22 protein-coding genes are annotated in these 22,706 nt (G+C 64.6%); 9 read left to right on the forward strand and 13 right to left on the reverse strand.

From position 1 onward, the window contains the following. Positions 1 to 16: 16 nt before the first annotated feature. Positions 17 to 532: a GNAT family N-acetyltransferase gene (locus tag XH81_RS28900; RefSeq protein WP_028141723.1), complete on the reverse strand. Its 516-nt coding sequence runs from the start codon at positions 530 to 532 to the stop codon at positions 17 to 19. A 150-nt stretch (positions 533 to 682) separates the two neighbouring features. After that, positions 683 to 1,174, reverse strand: coding sequence for an NUDIX domain-containing protein (locus XH81_RS28905; protein ID WP_028141724.1), 492 nt, complete (start codon positions 1,172 to 1,174; stop codon positions 683 to 685). 107 nt (positions 1,175 to 1,281) lie between these two features. On the opposite strand from XH81_RS28905, the gene XH81_RS28910 reads away from it, so the two are divergent. Next, positions 1,282 to 2,163 (forward strand): metallophosphoesterase family protein, encoded by an 882-nt coding sequence (locus tag XH81_RS28910; protein WP_028141725.1) that lies wholly within the window; start codon positions 1,282 to 1,284, stop codon positions 2,161 to 2,163. Positions 2,164 to 2,285: 122 nt separating this feature from the next. Here XH81_RS28910 and XH81_RS28915 read toward each other — a convergent pair whose 3' ends face one another. The 3 genes from XH81_RS28915 to XH81_RS28925 form a co-directional block, all read right to left on the reverse strand. Continuing rightward, positions 2,286 to 2,840 carry a hypothetical protein gene (locus XH81_RS28915; protein ID WP_028141726.1) on the reverse strand — a complete coding sequence of 185 codons (555 nt, stop codon included), beginning with the start codon at positions 2,838 to 2,840 and terminating at the stop codon, positions 2,286 to 2,288. Positions 2,841 to 3,036: 196 nt separating this feature from the next. Then, positions 3,037 to 3,246: a DUF4170 domain-containing protein gene (locus XH81_RS28920; RefSeq protein WP_018323282.1), complete on the reverse strand. Its 210-nt coding sequence runs from the start codon at positions 3,244 to 3,246 to the stop codon at positions 3,037 to 3,039. Positions 3,247 to 3,276: 30 nt separating this feature from the next. Then, positions 3,277 to 4,911: an isocitrate lyase gene (locus tag XH81_RS28925; protein WP_028141727.1), complete on the reverse strand. Its 1,635-nt coding sequence runs from the start codon at positions 4,909 to 4,911 to the stop codon at positions 3,277 to 3,279. 231 nt (positions 4,912 to 5,142) lie between these two features. Between XH81_RS28925 and XH81_RS28930 the strand changes: the two genes are divergently transcribed. Further along, positions 5,143 to 6,588 carry a helix-turn-helix domain-containing protein gene (locus XH81_RS28930; RefSeq protein WP_028141728.1) on the forward strand — a complete coding sequence of 482 codons (1,446 nt, stop codon included), beginning with the start codon at positions 5,143 to 5,145 and terminating at the stop codon, positions 6,586 to 6,588. A 145-nt stretch (positions 6,589 to 6,733) separates the two neighbouring features. Here XH81_RS28930 and XH81_RS28935 read toward each other — a convergent pair whose 3' ends face one another. Continuing rightward, positions 6,734 to 7,027, reverse strand: a complete 294-nt coding sequence (locus XH81_RS28935; protein ID WP_014497428.1) for an antibiotic biosynthesis monooxygenase — start codon at positions 7,025 to 7,027, stop codon at positions 6,734 to 6,736. Positions 7,028 to 7,255: 228 nt separating this feature from the next. On the opposite strand from XH81_RS28935, the gene XH81_RS28940 reads away from it, so the two are divergent. Next, positions 7,256 to 8,056, forward strand: a complete 801-nt coding sequence (locus XH81_RS28940) for a hypothetical protein (RefSeq protein WP_026202904.1) — start codon at positions 7,256 to 7,258, stop codon at positions 8,054 to 8,056. A gap of 176 nt (positions 8,057 to 8,232) precedes the next feature. Beyond that, positions 8,233 to 8,589, forward strand: a complete 357-nt coding sequence (locus XH81_RS28945; protein WP_028141729.1) for a hypothetical protein — start codon at positions 8,233 to 8,235, stop codon at positions 8,587 to 8,589. Positions 8,590 to 8,744: 155 nt separating this feature from the next. On the opposite strand, the gene XH81_RS28950 is transcribed toward XH81_RS28945, so the two are convergent. Both XH81_RS28950 and htpX read right to left on the reverse strand, forming a co-directional pair. Beyond that, a complete protein-coding gene (locus tag XH81_RS28950) occupies positions 8,745 to 9,386 on the reverse strand; it encodes a tetratricopeptide repeat protein (RefSeq protein ID WP_028141730.1) in 642 nt (213 codons plus the stop codon). A gap of 137 nt (positions 9,387 to 9,523) precedes the next feature. After that, positions 9,524 to 10,471, reverse strand: a complete 948-nt coding sequence (gene htpX, locus XH81_RS28955; RefSeq protein ID WP_028141731.1) for a zinc metalloprotease HtpX — start codon at positions 10,469 to 10,471, stop codon at positions 9,524 to 9,526. 282 nt (positions 10,472 to 10,753) lie between these two features. On the opposite strand from htpX, the gene XH81_RS28960 reads away from it, so the two are divergent. The 5 genes from XH81_RS28960 (at position 10,754) to XH81_RS28980 (ending at position 17,384) form a co-directional block, all read left to right on the forward strand. Continuing rightward, positions 10,754 to 12,136, forward strand: coding sequence for an HlyD family secretion protein (locus XH81_RS28960; RefSeq protein ID WP_097668767.1), 1,383 nt, complete (start codon positions 10,754 to 10,756; stop codon positions 12,134 to 12,136). Further along, positions 12,133 to 14,073: a glycosyltransferase gene (locus XH81_RS28965; RefSeq protein ID WP_028141733.1), complete on the forward strand. Its 1,941-nt coding sequence runs from the start codon at positions 12,133 to 12,135 to the stop codon at positions 14,071 to 14,073. The genes XH81_RS28960 and XH81_RS28965 overlap by 4 nt, the downstream gene beginning before the upstream one ends. A 116-nt stretch (positions 14,074 to 14,189) precedes the next feature. Next, complete coding sequence (locus XH81_RS28970; RefSeq protein ID WP_028141734.1) at positions 14,190 to 15,491, forward strand: lytic murein transglycosylase; 1,302 nt, start codon at positions 14,190 to 14,192, stop codon at positions 15,489 to 15,491. A gap of 109 nt (positions 15,492 to 15,600) precedes the next feature. Then, positions 15,601 to 16,104: a DUF1993 domain-containing protein gene (locus XH81_RS28975; protein WP_028141735.1), complete on the forward strand. Its 504-nt coding sequence runs from the start codon at positions 15,601 to 15,603 to the stop codon at positions 16,102 to 16,104. 179 nt (positions 16,105 to 16,283) lie between these two features. After that, entirely contained in the window at positions 16,284 to 17,384 is a 1,101-nt protein-coding gene (locus XH81_RS28980) for an alkene reductase (protein ID WP_028141736.1), read from the forward strand. A gap of 235 nt (positions 17,385 to 17,619) precedes the next feature. Here the strand turns inward: XH81_RS28980 and XH81_RS28985 are convergent, their stop codons facing one another. From XH81_RS28985 to XH81_RS29005, 5 genes are all read right to left on the reverse strand, one after another. After that, positions 17,620 to 19,362, reverse strand: a complete 1,743-nt coding sequence (locus XH81_RS28985) for an ABC transporter substrate-binding protein (protein ID WP_026202903.1) — start codon at positions 19,360 to 19,362, stop codon at positions 17,620 to 17,622. A gap of 130 nt (positions 19,363 to 19,492) precedes the next feature. Further along, positions 19,493 to 19,822 (reverse strand): DUF2160 domain-containing protein, encoded by a 330-nt coding sequence (locus XH81_RS28990; protein ID WP_018323269.1) that lies wholly within the window; start codon positions 19,820 to 19,822, stop codon positions 19,493 to 19,495. A 10-nt stretch (positions 19,823 to 19,832) separates the two neighbouring features. Further along, positions 19,833 to 20,639 (reverse strand): carbohydrate ABC transporter permease, encoded by an 807-nt coding sequence (locus XH81_RS28995; protein WP_018323268.1) that lies wholly within the window; start codon positions 20,637 to 20,639, stop codon positions 19,833 to 19,835. After that, complete coding sequence (locus XH81_RS29000; RefSeq protein ID WP_028141737.1) at positions 20,639 to 21,613, reverse strand: carbohydrate ABC transporter permease; 975 nt, start codon at positions 21,611 to 21,613, stop codon at positions 20,639 to 20,641. Before XH81_RS29000 ends, XH81_RS28995 begins: the two co-directional genes overlap by 1 nt. Then, positions 21,613 to 22,698: an ABC transporter ATP-binding protein gene (locus XH81_RS29005; RefSeq protein WP_028141738.1), complete on the reverse strand. Its 1,086-nt coding sequence runs from the start codon at positions 22,696 to 22,698 to the stop codon at positions 21,613 to 21,615. Before XH81_RS29005 ends, XH81_RS29000 begins: the two co-directional genes overlap by 1 nt. Positions 22,699 to 22,706: the final 8 nt, after the last annotated feature.

Consider the following 22,706-nt stretch of genomic DNA (forward strand, 5'->3'; position numbering starts at 1 on the left):
AGAGTGGTAACCCGAACTACTTCCGCGCCTTGCTCCAGTCCGGGCCGACCGGGCCCGACACGCCTTCGAAGGCGCCGTCGACGAGCTCGAACATCAGGATGCGGGCGGCGTCGACCGGGCCGGGCATGGTGACGCGGCCCTTCGGGACCGGCTTGAAGCCGACGCGGCTGTAATAGGGCTCGTCGCCGACCAGCAGCACGAGGCGGTGACCTTTCGCCTTCGCATCCTTTAGCGCGCGCTCCATCAGCAGACGGCCGACACCGCGGCCGCGGAATGGCGGCTCGACCGTCAGCGGGCCGAGCAGCAGCGCCGACGTCTCGCCGACCAGGACCGGCAATTGCCTGACCGAGCCGACCAGCAGCGTGCCGATGCGCGCGGTGAAGGACAATTCGAGCAGATGGTCGACGTGCTCGCGGATCCTGTAGGCGCTGAGCACGAAGCGGCCGGGACCGAAGGTGCGTTCGTGCAGCCGCTCGATCGATTGGGCATCGCCAGCGGCCTCGGGGAGGATGGTCAGTGAGAGATCGGTCATGTCAATTCGCGGGATAGCACCTGAACGCAGCGCGGTCCATCGGGCAACAAGGCGCTCAGCTCCTTTTCAAGGTCGACGGGAGAGGTGTTCTGAAACCCTCGGCTTGCATTCGTTCAACTCCAACTTCTGACGCACTCGCACAGGCCGTCCTCAGCGCCACGTCGCAACCATTGGCCGGCCGTCCAGCACTTCGGCGATCCGCAGCCGCGTCCCTCGCGTGGTGCCGTCGGGCAGCGCCGTGACAGCGAAGAACCCGCATTCGACGATCTCGCGGTTGGCCTCGGGCAGGCGGTCCTGCCTGAACTGCCTGACGACGTAGACCGCGACGTGGTCGCGGCGGGAAACGTGGCTGTTGAGGAAGATGCCATGCAGCACGGCCTCGCCAGTGAGGTCGATATCGCCCTCCTCCTTGAGCTCGCGCCGCATCGCCTGCTCCATGGTCTCGCCGTGGTCGACGCCGCCGCCGGGCAGGTACCAGCCGCTGACGTAGCTGTGCCTGACCAGAAACACCCGATTCTCGGCATCCAGCACCACGGCGCGGACGCCGAGCGTCATACCGCGAACGATGAGGAAATAGGCGTGGAAGACTCGCCGCAGCAGCGGCTCGAATTTTCGTCGAATACGGTCCAGACCATCTCCCATCAGGCTTCCTTGAGGCCGCTGTCCCGGCCCCGCTTGCACAGTCCCCGCGACCTTGCCATTACAACGGAGCAATAGCGAGGCAATCGCACGCCATGACTCCCAACACGCTGGCCCCCTTCACGCTCGCCCATCTGTCCGATCCGCATCTAGCGCCCTTGCCGAAACCGCGGCTGATCGAGCTCGCCGGCAAGCGCGTGCTCGGCTACGTCAACTGGACGCGCAACCGCCACAAGTACCAGCGTCGCGAGGTGCTCGATGCGCTGGTCGCCGACATGAAGGCGCAGGCGCCCGACCACATCGCGGTGACGGGCGATCTCGTCAACCTCGCGCTGGAAGCCGAGTTCGCCCCTGCCCGCGCCTGGCTCGAGGGCGTCGGCCCGCCCGACCGCGTCACCGCGATTCCCGGCAATCACGACGCCTATGTCCGCGCCACCTCGCATCGTTTCGGCGAGACGTTTGCGCCCTATCTCGCCGGCGACGACGGCGGCATCGGCTTTCCATCCGTGCGCCGGCGCGGGCCGCTCGCGCTGATCAGCCTGTCCACGGCGGTGCCGACCCTGCCGCTGATGGCGACGGGCACGCTCGGGCGCGATCAACTCGACTCTCTTGCAGCAATGCTCGAACGGCTCGCGGCCGAGGACGTCTTCCGCGTGCTCCTGGTGCACCATCCCCTGAAGTCCGATGCACGGCAGAAGCGGATGACAGATTCGGCCGCGCTGCTGGCGCTGCTCAAGCGCCACGGCGTCGAACTGATCCTGCACGGGCACGACCACATTCATTCGACGATGTGGTTCGAGGGTCCCAACGGCAACATTCCCGCGCTCGGCGTGCCCTCGGCCTCCGCGCTCGCGCACGGGCGCTACCCGGCGGCGGCCTATAATCTTTTCAGAATCGAGAAGGACAATGCCGGCTGGCGCTGCGAGCAAACGGTACGGAGCCTCGGGGCGGGATTTCAGATGGGGCAGATCAAGCATGTGAGGCTGATCTAGTTCGATGTCATTCCGGGACGCGCGATGCGCGAGCCCGGAATCCATCGGGCCGCAGAATTGGTGGATGAATGGATTCCGGGCTCGCGCCTTTGGCGCGCCCCGGAATGACGGCGGAGAATACCTCACCAGCTCCGCAAGGCCGCCAGCACGGCGAGGCCGAACAAGGCGGCGGCGCCGAGCACGAAGCCGAAGACGAACGGCCACAGGCGCGAGCGGCGCGGCGGAGGCGCGACCGCGGGCTTCGGTTCGGGCGGGACCACCATCGCATGCTCGCGCTCGACCATGCGGCGCGCGACATAGTCGGTGACGGCCTCGACGATCACAGTGGTGTCGTGCGATTCGGCGAGCACGATGCGGCCAAAGCGTGTGTCCTGAACGAAGCGGTACATCCGCTTGTCGCGCCCCATCACGATGTGGGCGACGACGTCGATCCAGAGTCTGGGCGTATCGCCCTGGCTGATGCCGCGATCGAACAGATCGATCCTGTCAGGCACCTGCGCGAACAGGGGATCGAGCGCGTCGTTGAGGATCTCGAGCCGCGCCACCTCGGCGTCCCGGAGATCGACGACGACGCCAGTTCGGTCGGCGGCCTCGATCCGCGCGCGCAGCAGCGCATCGCGCAGCCGCACCGGGCGCGGCTGGCCGGGATGGGTCCCGCTGGTCTCGGGCTCTGACATGGTCGGCCTCGTCCTCGACTTTTCTCCATTAACCTATCAGCAACCTTGAGGCCCGCAAAGGGTCCATAATTCCAGATACTTACGGCGCCCACAGGCGATTGACCTGTGCCAAAAACAGACGATCCCACCCAGGCAGAGCCTGGATGGGACCATCCGTCCTTGGACGTCTTCTTAATTCAGGTCGGCAGCCAAGCCCTTAGGCCGAGACGCGCGACGGCTCTTCCACGATGGAGAAGCGGACGCCGGCCTTGTGGCGGTTCTCTTCCGAGACCGTGCGCCAGGCGTCCTCGGCCTCCTTGCGGGTCTTGAACGGACCCTGCACCTGGGCCGAGCCTTCCACGAGCTTGTGGAAGTTCATCGAACCGAACTCGCCGCCGATCACCCAGAAATTGCTGCCTTTGGTCATTGTCAGTCTCCTGTCCAATAGCGTGCTGCGTTAGCCGAACTGGTTCATCGTGTTGTGGACGCCGCCCGCCTTCAGGGCAGCCTCGCCGGCGAAGTATTCCTTGTGGTCGTCGCCGATGTCGGAGCCGGCCATGTTCTGATGCTTGGCGCAGGCGATGCCCTGACGGATCTCCTGGCGCTGGACGTTCTTGACGTAGCCGAGCATGCCCTGGTCGCCGAAATATTCCTTCGCCAGATTGTCGGTCGAGAGCGCCGCCGTGTGATAGGTCGGCAACGTGATCAGGTGATGGAAGATGCCGGCGCGCTTGGCCGAATCCGCCTGGAAGGTACGGATGCGCTCGTCGGCTTCCTTCGCCAGCGGCGTATCGTCGTATTCCGGCTTCATCAGCTCGGCACGGTTGTACTTGCTGACGTCCTTGCCGGCTTCCTTCATCGCGTCGTAGACCTGCCAACGGAAGTTCAGCGTCCAGTTGAAGGACGGCGAGTTGTTGTAGGCCAGCTTCGCGTTCGGAATGACCTTGCGGATGCGATCGACCATCTTGGCGATCTGCTCGATATGCGGCTTCTCGGTCTCGATCCAGAGCAGGTCCGCGCCGTTCTGCAGCGAGGTGATGCTGTCTAGCACGCAGCGGTCTTCGCCGGTACCCGGGCGGAACTGATACAGATTGGAGGGCAGCCGCTTCGGACGCATCATCTTGCCGTTGCGGTTGATGATGACGTCGCCATTGCGGGCGTTCTCCGCGGTGATTTCCTCGCAATCGAGGAAGCTGTTGTACTGGTCGCCGATGTCACCGGGCTTGTGGCTGACGGCGATCTGCTGCGTCAGGCCGGCGCCGAGCGAGTCGGTGCGGGTCACGATGACACCGTCTTCGACGCCGAGCTCGAGGAAGGCATGGCGGCAGGCGCGGATCTTCGCGATGAACACTTCGTGCGGCACGGTGACCTTGCCGTCCTGGTGACCGCACTGCTTCTCGTCCGAGACCTGGTTCTCGATCTGCAGCGCGCAGGCGCCCGCTTCGATCATCTTCTTGGCGAGCAGATAGGTCGCCTCGGCGTTACCGAAGCCGGCGTCGATGTCGGCGATGACGGGTACGACGTGGGTCTGGAAGCCGTCGATCTTCGCGATCAGCTCCTTCTCGCGGGTCTTGTCGCCTTCCTTGCGCGCCTTGTCGAGGAGGCGGAAGATGTCGTTGAGCTCACGCGAGTCCGCTTGGCGCAGGAAGGTGTAGAGCTCTTCGATCAGCGCCGGCACCGAGGTCTTCTCGTGCATGGACTGGTCGGGCAGCGGGCCGAACTCGGAGCGCAGCGCCGCGATCATCCACCCCGAGAGGTACAGATAGGTGCGATCGGTCTTGCCGCCGAAATGCTTCTTGACCGAGATCAGCTTCTGCTGGGCGATGAAGCCGTGCCAGCAGCCCAGCGACTGGGTGTACTTGGTGGGGTCGTTGTCATAGGCGGCCATGTCGGCCCGCATCAGCGCCGCGGTGTAGCGGGCGACGTCGAGGCCGGTCCTGAAGCGGTTTTGCAGGCGCATGCGTGCGACGGCCTCGGCCGACACCCCGTTCCAGGTCGGCTGGGTCTCGAGGAGCGCCTGGGCCGCCTTGATCTCGTCTTGATACGAGGCCGGGCGCTGAAGCGCGTTGATGCCGCGGGGCTGGTAATTCATGTGCCTATCCTTTCGCTGACGATGACCGATGGCTGGCCATCGACATTCTTGACAATGCATTGCGAGATGCGTGTCAGGAGCTAAACGCGAAAACAGAAACTTCGTATAGATGGCTTGTTTTTTATTGGTGATGTCATGTAACATCAGAACATGTAACAGATGTTATTTTGTAAAGTTTGTAAAAAATATAGGTCAGTCAAGCTGTCCTTCATGTGCACGGAGATCTGAGATATGGCCGCCGAATCCGGCAAGAAACTCTTCGTCGGCCCGCGCTTCCGAAGGATTCGGCAGCAATTGGGGCTGTCCCAGACCCAGATCGCCGAAGGCCTCGGGATCTCGCCGAGCTACGTCAACCTGATCGAGCGGAACCAGCGCCCGGTGACCGCCCAGATCCTGCTGCGGCTGGCCGAGACCTACGACCTCGATTTGCGCGACCTTGCGACCGCCGACGAGGACCGATTCTTCGCCGAGCTGAACGAGATCTTCTCCGATCCGCTATTCCGCCAGATCGACGTTCCCAAGCAGGAGCTGCGCGACCTCGCCGAACTCTGCCCCGGCGTCACCCATGCGCTGCAGCGGCTCTACGCGGCCTATACCGAGGCGCGCCAGGGCGAGACGCTGGCCGCGGCCCAGATGGCCGACCGCGACGTCGGCACGCGTTACGAGACCAATCCGGTCGAGCGCGTGCGCGAGCTGATCGAGGCCAACCGCAACTATTTTCCGGAGCTCGAGCAGGCCGCCGAAGCCTTGCGCGACGAGCTGAACGTGCCGGCCGAAGGGCTCTATGCGGCGCTGGCCGCGCGTTTGCGCGAAAAGCATTCGGTCCAGACCCGCATCATGCCTGTCGACGTGATGCGCGAGACGCTCCGGCGCTTCGACCGCCACCGCCGCCAGCTCCTGATCTCGGAGCTGGTCGACCCGCCCGGCCGCGCCTTCCAGCTGGCCTTCCAGCTGGGCCTCGGCGAATGCGCGCAGCAGTTGGAGACCATCATCGGCCGCGCCGGCCCGCTCGAGGACGCCCCGCGCCGGCTGTTCCGCATCACGCTCGGCAACTACTTCGCCGCCGCTGTCATGATGCCCTATCCGGCATTCCTCGCTGCTGCCGAGGCGCTCAACTACGACATCCACGTGCTGGCGCAGCGCTTCAATTCCGGCTTCGAGCAGGTCTGCCACCGGCTCACCACTTTGCAGCGGCCGAACGCGCGCGGCATCCCGTTCTTCCTGCTCCGCGTCGACAATGCCGGCAACGTCTCCAAGCGTTTTTCCTCCGGCACCTTCCCGTTCTCGAAATTCGGCGGCACCTGTCCGCTGTGGAACGTGCACTCGACCTTCGATACGCCCGATCGCCTGCTCAAGCAGGTGATCGAGCTGTCCGACGGCACGCGCTATTTCTCGATCGCGCAGATGGTGCGCCGCCCCGTTGCGCCGCACCCGCTGCCGCAGCCGCGCTTCGCCATCGGGCTCGGCTGCGAGATCCGTCACGCCGCGCGCCTGACCTACGCCGCCGGCGTCGACCTGGAGAAAACCGAAGGCACGCCGATCGGCGTCAACTGCCGCCTGTGCGAGCGCGAAAACTGCGCCCAGCGCGCCGAGCCGCCGATCACACGCACGCTCATCCTGGACGAGACGACGCGGCGGGTGTCGAGCTTCGCGTTCTCGAATGCGCGGGAGTTGTGAGGGGCACTCTCTCCTCCGTCATGGCCGGGCTTGACCCGGCCATCCACGCGCTTCAGCGTGCGAGGAAAGACGTGGATGCCCGGGACAAGCCCGGGCATGACGACCGAATATGCGGCCGCTGCTCGCCACTATCGCAAACAAGGCCCTACGCCAGCGTATGCACGATCACCGGCCCCGCAGCCGCGCTCGCATGGCCCGCAAGCAACGGCCCGAGATCCTTCTCGATCCAGGCGATCGCGCGCCGGTTCGCCTCCTCCGCCTGCTCGAACTTGTCGAAGATCGAGATCGCGGTCACCGTGTCGTCGCCGGCATAGACGACGTAATAGGCGCGGAAACCGTCGACGTCGCTGATGATCGGAACGGCGCCGTCCTTGATGCGGCGCGCCAGCTCTTCCGCGCTCCCGCTCTTTGCCTTGGCCTGACGGATGGCGGCATACATAACTTCCTCCTCCCGGCTATTGATGTGGGCTTTGTGCCCGAACCGGATGTTACGCCGAAGCGCCGGGCCCGGATACCCTCCTTGGTTAACCCCGCACTAATCTGCCGCAGCGATCTGCAACCACCGATTAAGCACGCCTCAACATCGGTGCCTTAGTCTTGCCCCACTCACTTTTCGCAAACAACGGTGGCCTATTCTGCCGGGCGAAGTGACATCAGGGGGTTCATCATGCGCATTGCGTTGCTGCTGACCGCAACCATTGTCGGCGCGCTCTTCGCCAATCCATCCCAAGCCGGATCGCTCGATGCCGATGCAGCGCAGTCGCTGCCGCCGGGCTTCCAGAGCTATCGCGGCTACATGTTCGACCTGTCGGAGAACTCCGACCGCAAGGATGTAGACAAGCTCACCGACAATCTGAAGAGCCAGATCGACGCGGTCGAGGCGGCCGGCCTGTCGCCGCGCGTGCTGCGCTTCTTCCGCACCGTGCCGATCATCGCCAGCGAGCTCGCCTGCCTCGACGAAGGTGCCGCCACCGCCTGCTACGGCCGCGTCGCCCCCAACGTCGAACGCCGCGTGCCGCGGACGCTGACGGTCTGGGACCACGACAAGCAGCGCTGGACCAATCCGAACGCCGTCGACCTCGCGGTCGATTCGGGCCTCGGCGTGATCATGCTGCGGCCGGACATGATGCGCTACGAAAAGGAGGCGGTGCTGCTGCACGAGCTCCTGCACGCCTATCACGCGCGGCTGTTGCCGGACGGCTACGCCAACAAGGGCGTGATCGCCTACTTCGCCCTTGCCAAGTCCAAGGACTTGCTCCCCAAGGAATCCTATGCGTTGAAGAATCCCATGGAATTCTTCGCCGTGACCGCCAGCATCTTCCTGGCCGGAAAGAGCGAATTCCACGATCCGAAGTCGCGCGAGACGCTCAAGGAGAAGATGCCGGACTATTACAAGTACCTGGTCGGCGTGTTTGGCTTCGACCCGGAGCCGGCGGCGGCAAACGGCCCGGTCGCCTCGCTGAAGTGAAGCGAACGTAGAGCTGCCTCAGCCAGATCAGCCAAAGAGCCGCGCGAAATGCGCGGCTTTTTTGTTTCGCAGGCCGGAAGCTGCGGATGACGCCCAGGCGGGAATTGCCAAGGCGGGGCCCGATCTGCATAGTCCCGCCCGCATCGAGACCCATTTTTCGAAGAGGATAGAACAACATGGCGGACGCCGACCTGGATGTCGTGATCCGGCAACTGGCCAGACAGCTGCATACGGGCCTGATGACCCGCGCCAAGGAGCGGCGGGATCGCTTCAACGGCCTGGCGGCCAAGGCCAAGGGCAAGGAGACCGGCGACCGCTTCAAGATGATGGCCAAGGCCACCATGGAGCAGGCCACCGCCGCCGCCAAGCGCCTGCAGATGTCCGCCGACAACGTCGCCGACAGCTACGCGCGGTCAATGCGGCTTGCCGCCAGCACCCCCGTGGCGGCGAAGGTCGAGAAGAAGGCGAACGAAGAGAAGCCGGCGAAGAAGGCCGCGAAGGCGAAGAAGGCCAAAGCCAAGAAGGCGAAGTAGGCGGATGAGGAGTATCCCTCCGCACAATCGGCGCCGTAGGGTGGGCAAAGCGAAGCGTGCCCACGCGTCTGTTGCCGTATTGTAGAGATCGTGGGCACGGCGCAAGGGCGCCTTTGCCCACCCTACGATTCCAGGATTCGGTGGATAGAGCCCCCTCACCGCCTCGGCACTGACACCTGCGTCGGCTCGGCGCTGGCGAGTTCGGCGAGCCTGGCGCGCGCGGCTTCTCGGGTGCGGCCGTCCTTGCCGGCGGGCAGCGCCAGCGCCGCCTCGAAATCGGCGCGCGCATCGTCGGCCTGGCCGCGGGCGAGGAACGCAAGGCCACGGTCGAGGCGGGCCTGCGCATCCGAGGGGTCGAGGCGGACCGCCGTGTTGTAGCTCAGAATCGCGCGGTCGAGATCGCCCGTGGCGGCGAGCGCGAGACCGCGCTGGTGATAGGGCGCAGCGCGCTTGGGATCATGCGCGATCGCCTCGTCATAGTCGGCGATGGCGAGTTCAAGATCGCCGTTCTGACGGCGCGCGAGCGCGCGGTCGCGATAGAGCGAGGCGCGATTGGGATTGAGGTGAATGGCCTCGTCGAAATCGGCGACTGCCCGCCTGAAGTCGCCATGGCGCAGCGCGATCCGTCCGCGCCCCTCATAGGCAAAGGCGATCAGCGAGCCGCGCAGCGGCGAGAAGCCGATCACGGCCGAGCAGATATCGGGATCGTCCTCGTCGCCGCAATTGACGACCATGTGCGTGGACAGGCCGACGAGCACGCACAGGACGATCAGCAATGGTACGGCAGCTCTGGTCATCTTCGACGGTGGCCGGCAGCGAGCCGGTCACGCATCCCCTTTCGAAGGAAGTGTCTCGCCGGGGTCTTAACACCGGCTCCGACGATCCTGTGTGCGCCAGGTCACAAAGCCGACCGCAAATTGCCGCAGGTTCCGTATCAGCCCCAGGGGCCGCGTGAAGGACCACGCGAGGACGAGCGCCCCCATGGGCTGCGCGGGGGATAGTTCTCGTTGGCGCCAACCGACGGCGCCGGCCGCGTGCCGAGCTCGGCCGCGAGCTGCTGAAGCGCCGCGATGCGGTTCTGCGTCGAGGGATGGGTGGCGAACAGATTGTCCACGCCATGGCCCGACAGCGGATTGATGATGAACATGTGCGCGGTCGCGGGGTTTCGCTCGGCCTCATAGTTCGGCACCTGATGCGCGGCGCCCTCGATCTTCACCAGGGCGGAAGCCAGCCACATCGGCTGCCCCGCGATGCGCGCACCGAGATTGTCCGCGGCATATTCGCGGGTGCGGCTGATCGCCATCTGCACCAGCATGGCGCCGAGCGGGGCGAGGATCATCATCAGGATCGAGCCGACGATGCCGAGACCATTGTTGTTCTCGCGGTTGCCGCCGAAGAACATGCCGAACTGCGCCAGCATGGAGATCGCGCCCGCAATGGTCGCAGTGATCGTCATCAGCAGCGTGTCGTGATTCTTGATATGGGCGAGCTCGTGCGCGATCACGCCGGCGAGCTCCTCGCGGCTGAGCTGGCGCATCAGGCCTGTGGTGACGGCGACGGCGGCGTTTTGCGGGTTGCGGCCGGTCGCGAACGCGTTGGGCTGCACCTCATCCATCAGGAACACGCGCGGCATCGGCAAGCCTGCCCGGCCCGCAAGTTCCGCGACCAACCCGACCAGCTCCGGGGCGGTCGAACGATCGACCTCATGGGCACCGTACATCGAGAGCACCATGCGGTCGGAGTTCCAGTAGGTGAAGAGATTCGTTGCCGCGGCGATGACCAGCGCGATCATGGCGCCGGAGGCACCCCCGATCAGATAGCCCACGCCCATGAACAGGGCGGTGAGGCCTGCGAGCAGCATAGCGGTACGAAAATAGTTCATGGCCGTCTCCCAAGGCGGCCGCGGGCGAACCTCTGGCCGGCACCCCGGAGGTATGAATGCTGCCTGCCACCGCAAGGTTCGTGCGTCGCCCGGCCGCACATCCATTGCGGCGTCAGCCTTTCCCGTGCCGCTAAAGCTTGAGCGGGATTTGCGCAAAAACACCCGCATAAGTTTAGCAACCTGGAAAGCGCAATCGCGGCTTAATTCGTGGTAACCGGGCACGCCGCGCGGTCGCGGCGCATTGACCGGTTCCGTTGGCACCCCGTCAGCAAGGTGACCGTCATGATGGACCGCTCGAGCGCCGCCTCCGTCGATCCCGCATCTGCTCCCTCCCCTCACGACGCCAAGACTGACGCCAAGATCGACGCGAGGACTGACGCGAGGACTGACGCGAAGGGTTTGCAGGAGGCGTTGTACGAGCAGATGTTCGCCAATGACGAGCCCGGCCCCGCGCCCGATGCGCAGACACAGCCGGAATCGCAGCGGCGCTGGCCACGTCTGAGGCGCGGCGCGAAGATCGCGATCGGACTTGCCCTCATCGCCATTTTCGGCTGGCTGCCGCTGCGCGCGGTCTGGGAGTATTCAAGCGTCGAGGCCGTGTTGAATTCCCGCCTCGTCACCCTGCGCACCCCGATCGGAGGCCGTGTGGCAGCCGCGCAGCGCTTGACCGATCAGGCCAGGCTCGACGCCGGGACCGTGGTCCTGCGCGTGGTCAACCCGCGCGGCGATCGCACCCGGCTCGACGATCTCCGGCGGCAGAAATCGCGCCTGGAGAACGAGCGGCCGAGCCTTGCCGCCAAGCTTGCCTCGGCCCAGGCAGCGCAAAAGGACCTGGCGCGGCAGGCGACGCAATTCCGCGACGGGCGCGTGCTCCAGCTCGAGGCCCGGATCGCCGAGATCCAGACCTCGATCGAGGCCGCGGCAGCGCGGCGGGAGGAAGCCAGTGCCGCAGTCGAGCGCGCATCCTCGCTGGCGAAATCCGGCAACGTCTCGACCGTCGAGCTGGCACGGCTGACGCGCGAGCTTTCCGTATCGCAGCAGACCGAGCTCGGTGCGCGAAAGCGGCTGGACGCGGCCAAGGTCGAGCTTGCCGCGGCACGGAACGGCTCCTTCCTCGGCGACAGCTACAACGACCGGCCGAGCTCGGTGCAGCGCGAGGAAGAGATGCGCCAGCGTGCCGGCGACCTCGACGCTGACCTCGCACGCACCGACACCGAGATCGCCTGGCTCGCCAGCGAGATCATCACCGAAGAGATTCGCTTCGCCGATCTGTCCGAAGCCAACATCACGACACCCGTCACAGGGCGCGTCTGGGAGATGATGACCTCGCCGGGCGAGGACGTGCAAGCCGGCCAACCGCTGCTCAAGGTGCTCGATTGCAGCGGCGCCGTCATCACCGCGAACGTCACCGAGAGCGTCTACAACCGTTTGCAGCTCGGCGACCACGCTACCTTCGAGCCGAACGACGGCGGCGCAGCGATTTCCGGCACCGTGGTCAACCTGACCGGCGCCGCCGGCGCGCCCGCCAATCTCGCCATCAATCCCGACGCGCTGAGCAAGGAGCCCTATCGCGTGACCGTTGCGCTCGGTGATGGCGCTGCCCACGCCTGCACGGTGGGACGCACCGGCCGCGTGGTGTTTGCAAGGCAAGAGACCGCGCCGTGACGACGGCGCTGACGCCCGGCCTGATTGCGCTCGGCGCCTTCATGGCGATCGTACCGCTGCTCAGGCGCGACAGCACGATGGCACGCTCGTTCCTGGCCATCGTGTCAGTCGTTTTCCTGCTCCGCTATCTCCATTGGCGCGTCACAGCAACTCTCCCGCCGCCGCATCTGACCGCGGATGCCGTGATCGGCTATCCCTTCATGCTGCTGGAAGCGGCCTCGCTCGTCGCGGTCACGTTGTCTCTGCTGTTCCTGAGCCGAACAATCGATCGTTCCAGATCAGCCAGGATCGATAGCCGCGCCTTCAATCCCGGCGCGCCGCTGATCGACGTCTTCATCTGCACCTACAACGAGGAACGATCGATCCTCGAGCGCACGATCATCGGCGCGACCGGCATGACGTACGGCAACTACCGCGTCTGGGTGCTCGACGACGGCCGACGGCCCTGGCTGCGGCGACTCGCGGGTGAACTCGGCTGCCATTATCTCACGCGGCCCGACAACCATCACGCCAAGGCCGGCAATATCAATCACGCGCTCCGACATGTCGGTGCGATGCCGAAGCCGCCGCAATTCGTGGCCATCCTCGATGCGGACTTCGTGCCGCGGCCCGACTTCCTGGCGCGGACCATCTCGCTCATGGACGATGCTTCGGTCGGGGTGGTGCAGACGCCGCAGCACTTCATCAATCCCGACCCGATCCAGAGCAACCTTGCTGCAACCGACGTTTGGCCGGACGAGCAACGCTTCTTCTTCGACATCCTGCTGCCGGCGAAGGACGCCTGGGGCGTCGCATTCTGCTGCGGCACCTCCTCACTCATTCGCTACGACGGACTGGTGCGGATCGGCGGATTTCCGACCGATTCCGTCACGGAAGACTATCTCGTCACCCTTCGCCTGAAGGAACGCGGCCTCAACACGATCTATCTCAACGAGCGGCTGACGATCGGGCTCGCGCCGGAAGGGTTGAAGGAATACATCACCCAGCGCGCCCGCTGGTGCCTCGGCTTGATGCAAATCGTGCGCGGCCGCAGCGGACCGCTGTCGAGGGAGTCGAAGCTCTCCTTCATCGACCGACTCTCGCTGGTCGATGCTTTCATGAGCTGGTCCGCGGTCTACACGTCGAAGGTGGCGGGCCTCGTGGTGCCCTGGCTGTTCCTGCTCTTCGGCATCAAGGCGGTCCGGGCCGACCTGACCGAGTTGCTCCGGTTCTTTCTGCCGTTCTATGTCTGGCACAGCCTCAGCATGGCCTGGCTGTCGCACGGCCGCTCGCTGGCCATGATGACGGACGTGTCGCAACTCATCGCCGCGCCCGCAGTGCTGAGGGCGGTGGCAACCGGTCTACTGAGGCCGAAAGGACACAAGTTCAAGGTCACGGCGAAAGGCGGGGACCGGGACAGGAGATTTGTCGAATGGCCGCTGCTGCGGCTCTATGGCACCGCGCTTCTCGTCACGCTCGCAGCCATCGCCTATGCCTTCATCCTGCACCTGCGCGGCGAGAACATCGCCTACGGCGGGCTGGCTCTGACCTGGAGCCTCTACAACGCGTTCATCCTCACAGTGGTCTGCTTCGTCTGCATCGAGCAACCGCGAAAGCGCAAGGCGGAGCGTTTTGATCGCAATGAGACGGTGCTGCTGCGCCAGCAAGGCAAGTCGCATCTCGCGCGGCTCGCCGACATCTCGATCACCGGCGCCCGCCTGATCGATCCCGATCCGCCGCACCCCGGCAGCGCGATCGAATGCCGGATCTATGGCCGCCCGATCGCCGCGGTCGTGGTGCGGCGGACCGCGGATGGATTCGCGGTGCGTTTCGAGGAAGGCATGGATACACGCGTGCATGCGATCAGGGCGTTCTATGCTGGCGAGTATGTTCGCGCCTATCAGGGCGTCAGGGCGCTCCCGGTCGGGAAAGCGCTGCTGATGCGGCTGTTCGGCTAGGCCGGCATCCACTCGCATTCCGTATGCTGGCATGGGACGGAAAGGATGGCCTGAGGCCATCACTTCACCTAAACTTCGGGCGAATCCACGCCTGCCCCTTCCCCGCCGGAACCCCAATGGTCCAGACCCGATTTCTGATCGCGGCCGTCGCGCTCCTCGCATGCTCCGCCACCGCCTCCGCCCAGTTCGCGCCGCCGCCCGCCAAACCCGTGGCGCCCAGGACCACCGCAGCCTCGCCGCGTGCGGCGTCGTGCCATAACGGTGCGAACTTCGATCGCTTTCTCGCCGACGTGAAGCAACAGGCTGTGGCCGCCGGCGTATCGCAGCGGACGATCGCGGAGGCTTCGCCGTACCTCGTCTACGACCAGGGCATCGTCAACCGCGACCGCGGCCAGCGCGTGTTCGGCCAGCTCTTCACCGAATTCGCCGGACGCATGGCGGCGCCCTATCGCATGCAGAACGGGCAGCAGCACATCAAGCAATACGCCGCCGCGTTCGCACGCGCCGAAAAGGAATATGGCGTGCCGCCCGCGGTGATCGCCGCGTTCTGGGGGCTGGAGAGCGACTTCGGCGCCAACATGGGAAATCTGCCGACGCTGAAATCGCTGGTGTCGCTGGCCTATGACTGCCGGCGCTCGGAAATGTTCGTGGGCGAGACCATCGCCGCGCTGAAGATCATCGACCGCGGCGATCTGCATCCCGACGAGATGATCGGCTCGTGGGCCGGCGAGCTCGGGCAGACCCAGTTCCTGCCTGTGCATTACGTCAACTACGCCGTCGATTATGACGGCGACGGACGGCGCGATCTGTTGCGGTCGCCAGCCGACGTGATCGGCTCGACCGCGAACTACATTGCCAACGGCCTGAAGTGGCGGCGCGGCGAGCCGTGGCTGGAAGAGATCAAGGTGCCGCAAAACCTGCCGTGGGAGCAGACCGACCTCACGGTGCGAGAGCCGCGCTCGAAATGGGCGCAGCTTGGCGTCACCTATCCCGACGGCCGGCCGCTGCCGAATGACAATCTCGCAGCCTCCGTGCTGCTGCCAATGGGACGCAATGGTCCGGCCTTCATGGCGTACCCGAATTTCGCGGCCTACACCGAGTGGAATAACTCGCTGATCTATTCGACCACCGCAGGCTATCTCGCCTCGCGCATTGCAGGTGCCGCGCCGATGCGCAAGCTGATGGCGCCGGTGGCGCAGCTGCCGTTCAACGAGCTCAAGGAATTGCAGCAACTGCTCGTGCGTGCCGGCTTCAATGTCGGCAAGGTCGACGGCGTGCTGGGCCAGCAGAGCCGCGCGGCCGTCAAGGCGATGCAGATCAAGCACGGCCTGCCGGCCGATTCCTGGCCGACCGCCGACCTGCTGGCGCGCATGCGCGGCGCCACGGCGCAGGCGCAGCCGGCGGGGATGGTGAGGTAGAATTTTCGCACTGCACAAGCGGCTTCCCGCGATTGTATTTTTCCGTGAGCCTCCCATGTGAGTAGCTCAGGTTTTCTCCTGAGATTTCCCATTCACAAGCGAGCATCACATGTCCCTCTACGACGCGGCCGTCCCCGCCTATTTGCAAATGCTGAACAGCCTCACCGGCCTGCTCACCAAAGCCGAGGCGCATTGCGCGGCCAGGAAGATCGATCCCAGCGTCCTGCTCGGCTCGCGGCTCTTCCCGGACATGCTGCCGCTGTCGAAGCAGGTCCAGCTCGTCAGCGATTTCGCCGCCAAGGGCTGCGCCCGGCTGACCCATAGCGAGGTGCCCTCGACACCCGACACCGAGACCAGCTTTGCGGAATTGAAGCAGCGGCTGGCCAAGACCATCGACTATGTGAAGTCGTTCAAGCCCGAGCAGTTCGAAGGTGCCGAGACCAAGGACGTCACCTTCCCCGCCGGCCCCGACAAATCCATCACCATGAAGGGCCAGCAATTCCTCAGCGCGTTCTCGCTGCCGAACTTCTATTTCCACGCCACGACCGCCCACGGCATTTTGCGCCACAACGGCGTCGAGATCGGCAAGCGGGATTTCATGGGCGCGAACTGATTTGCGAAATTGCACGGCCGTGGCGGTCGTAATCCACTGTCACGGCCAAAATCGCACATGAATTATGCTACGCGGGCCCCGTCGCGTAGCTCGCCTGCACTTTCCGTATGGCTTCTCCCTTGCGCCCGATGTCGCGATGCACAAGTGTTCGGGACCTCACACCCCTGGAAGCATTCCCCATGAGCCGTTCGACCAAATTGTTTGAGACCTATAAGCTCGGCCCGATCACGCTGGCCAACCGCCTGGTGATGGCGCCGCTGACGCGCAACCGAGCCGTGCCCGGCACATTCGTGCCTGGTGCGCTCGCCGCCGATTATTATGGCCAGCGCGCCTCCGCAGGGCTCCTGATCACCGAAGCGAGCCAGATCTCGCAGCAGGGCCAGGGCTACCAGGACACGCCCGGCATCTATTCCAAGGACCAGGTTGCCGGCTGGCGCAAGGTCACCGACAAGGTGCACGCGCGCGGCGGCAAGATCTTCATCCAGCTCTGGCATGTCGGCCGCATCTCGCATGTCGATCTGCAGGCGGGTGGCGCAGCCCCTGTGGCACCGAGCGCGATCCGCGCCAAGGGCAAGACCTTCGTGAACGGCGGCTTCGCCGACGTCTCCGAACCGCGCGCGCTCGAGCTCGCCGAAATCCCCGGGATTATCGACGATTTCAAGCGCGCCACGAAGAACGCGCTGGAGGCCGGCTTCGACGGCGTCGAGATTCACGGCGCCAACGGTTATTTACTTGAGCAGTTTGCCAAGGACGGCGCCAACAAGCGCACCGACGCCTATGGTGGCTCGATCGAGAACCGCGCGCGGCTGATGCTGGAGGTGTCCAAGGCCGTGGTGGCCGAGGCCGGTGCCGACCGTACCGGCATCCGCATCTCGCCGGTGACGCCGGCCAACGATATCTCGGATTCCAACCCGCAAGCCCTGTATGACCATATCGTCGACGGCCTCAGCGCGCTGAAGCTGGTCTATCTCCATGTCGTCGAAGGCGCCACCGGCGGCCCGCGCGACATCGCGCCGTTTGATTATGCATCCTTGCGCAAGCGCTTTGCCGGCGCCTATGTCGCCAATAACGGCTACGATTTCGGTCTCGCCACCAAGGTGCTGGACACCAATGCGGCCGACCTCATCGCCTTCGGCAAGCCCTTCATCTCCAACCCCGACCTCGTCGAGCGGCTGAAGCAGGGCGCAGCACTGAACGACTGGGACAAGAACACGTTCTACGGCGGCGGCGCGAAGGGTTACACGGATTACCCGACGCTGGCGGCCGAGCCGGCGGAGTAAGGCTTCGCGCTCTCCGCCGTCATTGCGAGGAGCCGGCGACAAAATTGCGAAGCAATTTTGCGCTGGCGACGAAGCAATCCAGACTGCCTCCGCCGGAAGATTCTGGATTGCTTCGCTGCGCTCGCAATGACGGTGTGGTGAACAGAGTGGCTCACAACAAAAAGGCCGGGATCGCTCCCGGCCTTTCGATTTTGATGGATGGCCGGGTCCAGCCCGGCCATGACGTCTCACGACGTCACTTCGCTTCCGCGCGCTTGGGCGGGGTGGCCGGCCACGACTTGATCAGGGTGTCGTAGTCGACGGTCTCGCCCTTCGGCTTCTCGTTGGCGAGCTTGCGCTGCGGAGCAATCGTGCCGTCCTTCTGGGCCTTGGCGAACCAGTATTCGGCCGTCTCCTTCTTGTGCAGCTTGGGACCGCAGGCGCCCTGCACGCCGGACTTCTCCAGGCGCTCCATGACGGAGTCCTGAGCGGCGGCCAGCGCGTCCATCGCCTGCTGCGGGGTCTTCGCACCGGACGACGCATCGCCGATGTTCTGCCACCACAGCTGCGCGAGCTTCGGGTAGTCGGGCACGTTGTTGCCGGTCGGGGTCCACTGCACGCGCGCGGGCGAGCGGTAGAACTCGATCAGGCCGCCGAGCTTCGGCGCACGCTCGGTGAACGACTTGTCCCAGATGTCGGATTCACGGATGAAGGTGAGACCGACATGGCTCTTCTTCAAGCTCACCGACTTCGAGATGATGAACTGGAGATAGAGCCAAGCCGCCTTGCGGCGATCCGCCGGGGTCGACTTCAGCAGCGTCACGGAGCCGGCGTCCTGGTAGCCGAGCTTCATGCCTTCCTTCCAGTACGAACCGTGCGGCGAGGGAGCCATACGCCATTTCGGCGTACCGTCCGCGTTCATCACGGCGATGCCCGGCTTCACCATGTCGGCGGTGAAAGCGGTGTACCAGAACATCTGCTGGGCGATGTTGCCCTGCGCCGGCACCGGGCCTGCTTCGGAGAACGTCATGCCCTGCGCCTGCGGCGGCGCGTACTTCTTCAGCCACTCGAGGTACTTGGTGATCGAGTAGACCGCGGCGGGACCGTTGGTGTCGCCACCACGCTCCACCGAGGAGCCGACCGGACGGCAGCCTTCCATGCGGATGCCCCATTCGTCGACAGGCAGGCCGTTCGGAATGCCCTTGTCACCGTTGCCGGCCATCGACAGCCAGGCGTCGGTGAAGCGCCATCCGAGCGAGGGGTCCTTCTTGCCATAGTCCATATGGCCGTAGACCTTGACGCCGTTGATCTCCTTGATGTCGTTGGTGAAGAACTCGGCGATGTCCTCATAGGCGGACCAGTTCACGGGCACGCCGAGCTCGTAGCCATACTTGGCCTTGAACTTGGCCTTGTAGTCGGCGTTGGTGAACCAGTCGTAGCGGAACCAATAGAGGTTGGCGAACTGCTGGTCGGGCAGCTGATAGAGCTTGCCGTCCGGCCCCGTGGTGAACGACTTGCCGATGAAGTCGTTGACGTCGAGCATGGGATCGGTGACGTCCTTGCCCTCGCCGGTCATGTAGTCCGAGAGCACGACGGTCTGGCCGTAGCGGAAATGCGTGCCGATCAGGTCGGAATCGTTGATCCAGCCGTCATAGACGTTCTTGCCGGACTGCATCTGGGTCTGCAGCTTCTCGACGACGTCACCTTCCTGGATGAGGTCGTGCTTGAGCTTGATGCCGGTGAGCTCGGAGAACGCCTTGGCCAGCGTCTGCGACTCGTATTCGTGGGTCGTGATGGTCTCGGAGACGACGTTGATCTCCATGCCCTTGAAGGGCTCGGCGGCCTTGGCGAACCACTCCAGCTCCTTCTTCTGGTCTTCCTTCGACAGCGTCGAGGGAGTGAATTCCGCGATCCACTTCTGGATCACGGCGTCGTCGGCGGCGCGGACCGGCGCCGAGACGGCGAACGACACCGCAATGATGGCGGCGGCGCTGGACATGGTCAGAAAGCTATTCTTGGCCAATGGACCTTTCCTTCTCCTAAACTGTCGCATGTTGTTCCTCCGTTGCAGCGACAAACTTTTATACAGACCCGGATTGCCCCCGGATCTGGCCGTCCCTTCGCGAGCTTCAGACCGTGCGAAAAATGAGCACGGCCGTGACCAGCGAAATTCCACTTGCGAGCCACAGGCGCGAGATTTCAACGCCCTCCTCGCCGATCGGCAGCGTTGCGATCGCATCGGTGCCGAAGAAGCCGATCCAGAGAAGGTGGATGACCGCCGCCGATATCAGCGAGATGAACAGGCGGTCGCCGCGCGTGGTTGGAATTCGGAGCACGCCGACGCGCTCGGCTTCGGGATAGACCGCCGCAAGCCACGTCATCACGGCGAGCGTGCAGGCGAGCGCGGCGAAGAAGATCGCCGTCGGCAGCGTCCAGGCCATCCATGCGATGGATTCCATTGATGCCTCCTTACACGCGACCGAGCGCAAAACCGCTCGCGATGTAGTTGCGGACGAACCAGATCACGAGCGCGCCCGGGATGATGGTGAGCACGCCGGCCGCTGCCAAGAGGCCCCAATCCATGCCCGATGCCGATACCGTGCGGGTCATGATCGCCGCGATCGGCTTGGCCGACACTGAGGTCAGCGTGCGCGCAAGCAGAAGCTCGACCCAGGAGAACATGAAGCAGAAGAAGGCGGCGACACCGATGCCGCTCGCGATCAACGGCACCAGGATCTTGATGAAGAAGCGCGGGAAGGAATAGCCGTCGAGGAAGGCGGTCTCGTCAATCTCGCGCGGCACGCCGGAGACGAAGCCCTCGAGGATCCACACCGCCAGCGGCACGTTGAAGATGCAATGCGCGAGCGCGACCGCCCACGGCGTATCGAACAGGCCGATCGCCGAATAAAGGTTGAAGAACGGCAGCGCGTAGACCGCGGCCGGCGCCATGCGGTTCGACAAGAGCCAGAAGAACAGATGCTTGTCGCCGAGGAAGCGGTAGCGCGAGAAGGCGTAGGCCGCAGGCAAGGCCACCGAGATCGAGATGATGGTGTTGAGAACGACATATTCCAGCGAGTTGATGTAGCCGGAATACCAGCTCTCGTCGGTGAAGATGCGCTTGTAGTGCTGCAGCGTCGGGGTATGCGGCCACAGCGTCATCGTCGAGACGATCTCGCTGTTGGTCTTGAAGCTCATGTTGACGAGCCAGTAGATCGGCAGCAGCAGGAAGATCAGGAACAGCCCCATGATGAGGCGGCGGCCGGGAATCGAATGCATCAGGCCACTCCTTCCTTTGGCTTGAGCGCGGTCACGGGCTTGAGCGCGGCCGCAGGCTTCGGCTCCGCCGCCGGCTCACTTTCGGCCTGAACCTTCCGCTCGGCGCCGGCATTGGTCATGACGGTATAGAAGATCCAGCAGACGATCAGGATGATCAGATTGTAGACCAGCGACAGCGCCGCGGCCTTGCCGAGGTCGAACTGGCCGAGCGCGATCTTGACGAGCTCGATCGACACGAAGGTGGTGGAGTTGCCGGGCCCGCCGCCGGTGACCACGAACGGCTCGGTGTAGATCATGAAGCTGTCCATGAAGCGGAGCAGCACGGCGATCAACAGCACCCGGTTCATCTTCGGCAGCTGGATCGCCTTGAACACGGCCCAGCGCGAGGCACCGTCGATCTGGGCGGCCTGGTAATAGGCTTCGGGAATCGATTTCAGGCCGGCATAGCAGAGCAGCGCGACGAGGCTGGTCCAGTGCCAGACGTCCATCACGATGACGGTGACCCAGGCGTCGATGTCGTTGGAGACGTAATTGTAGTCGATGCCCGCGGCATTGAGGACGTAGCCGAGCAGCCCGATGTCGGGACGCCCGAAGATCTGCCAGATCGTGCCGACCACGTTCCACGGAATCAGCAGCGGCAGTGCGAGGATCACGAGGCAGGCCGCCACCGTCCAGCCCTCGCGCGGCATCGACAACGCGACGACGATGCCGAGCGGCACCTCGATCGCGAGGATCACCAGCGAGAAGAACAGATTGCGTCCGAGCGAGGCAAGGAAGCGGCCGCCGAGATCGGTCGACGGATCGAGCAATTCCTTGAACCAGCCGACGCCGTTCCAGAAGAACTGGTTGTTGCCGAAGGTGTCCTGCATCGAATAGTTCACCACCGTCATCAGCGGCAGCACCGCCGAGAAGGCGACGACCAGGAACACCGGCAGCACCAGGAACCAGGCTTTTTGGTTGACGGTCTTGTCCATCAGGCGGCCCCCTCCACCAGAAGGCTGTCGGCATAGACGTGGACGTGCGACGGATCGAATTTCAGTCCGGCCATGCCATCCGAGCTGGTGAATCCCGCGGGCGCGCGCGCCGCGAGCTTTGCATCACCCAAGCGAGCGCGCGCAAAACGGATGCGGCCGAGATCGTCGAGGCGCTCGATCTTCGCGGTGAGCAGGCCGGGCGCGGGGGCCACGACCTCCACGAATTCGGGACGGACGCCGATCTCGATCTTCGCGCCGACAGGCAGATTGTCGTAGGCACGGTTCAGCGCGATGACGTGACCGCCGATGCGCGCCTCGCGCCCCCTCACCTCGGCCGGCAGGATGTTCATGCCCGGCGAGCCGATGAAATAGCCGACGAAGGTGTGCGCCGGCTTGTCAAACAGCTCGGCAGGCGTACCGCTCTGCACCACGCGGCCGTCATGCATGACGACGACGGTGTCGGCGAAGGTCAGCGCCTCAGTCTGGTCGTGGGTGACGTAGATCATTGTGAGGTCGAGCTCACGGTGCAGCGCTTTCAGCTTGGAGCGGAGCTGCCATTTCAATTCGGGATCGATCACCGTCAGCGGCTCGTCGAACAGCACGGCGGCGACGTCGGAGCGGACGAGGCCACGGCCGAGCGAGATCTTCTGCTTGGCGTCAGCGGTCAGCCGCGTCGCCTTGCGGTTTAGATAGGGTTCGAGGTCGAGCAGGCGGCCGATCTCGGCGACGCGCTTGTCGATTTCGGCCTTCGGCACGCCACGGTTCTTCAGCGGAAACGCCAAATTCTGTCCGACCGTCATGGTGTCGTAGATCACCGGAAACTGGAACACCTGCGCGATATTGCGCTTCTGGGTTGACAGAGGTGTGATGTCCTTGCCGTCGAACAGGATTTGCCCCCGCGACGGCGTGATGATGCCGGAGATGACGTTGAGCAGCGTGGTCTTGCCGCAGCCGGACGGACCAAGCAGCGCATACGCACCGCCCTGCCGCCAGGTCATGGTCACCGGCTTCAGCGCAAAGCTGTCCTGCGGCGCATCATTGCCGCCGTAGGAATGGGCGAGATCGACGAGGTCAATGCGGGCCATGGCGCATC

This window comes from Bradyrhizobium sp. CCBAU 25360 (assembly GCF_028128695.1).
Lineage (GTDB): Bacteria > Pseudomonadota > Alphaproteobacteria > Rhizobiales > Xanthobacteraceae > Bradyrhizobium > Bradyrhizobium ottawaense.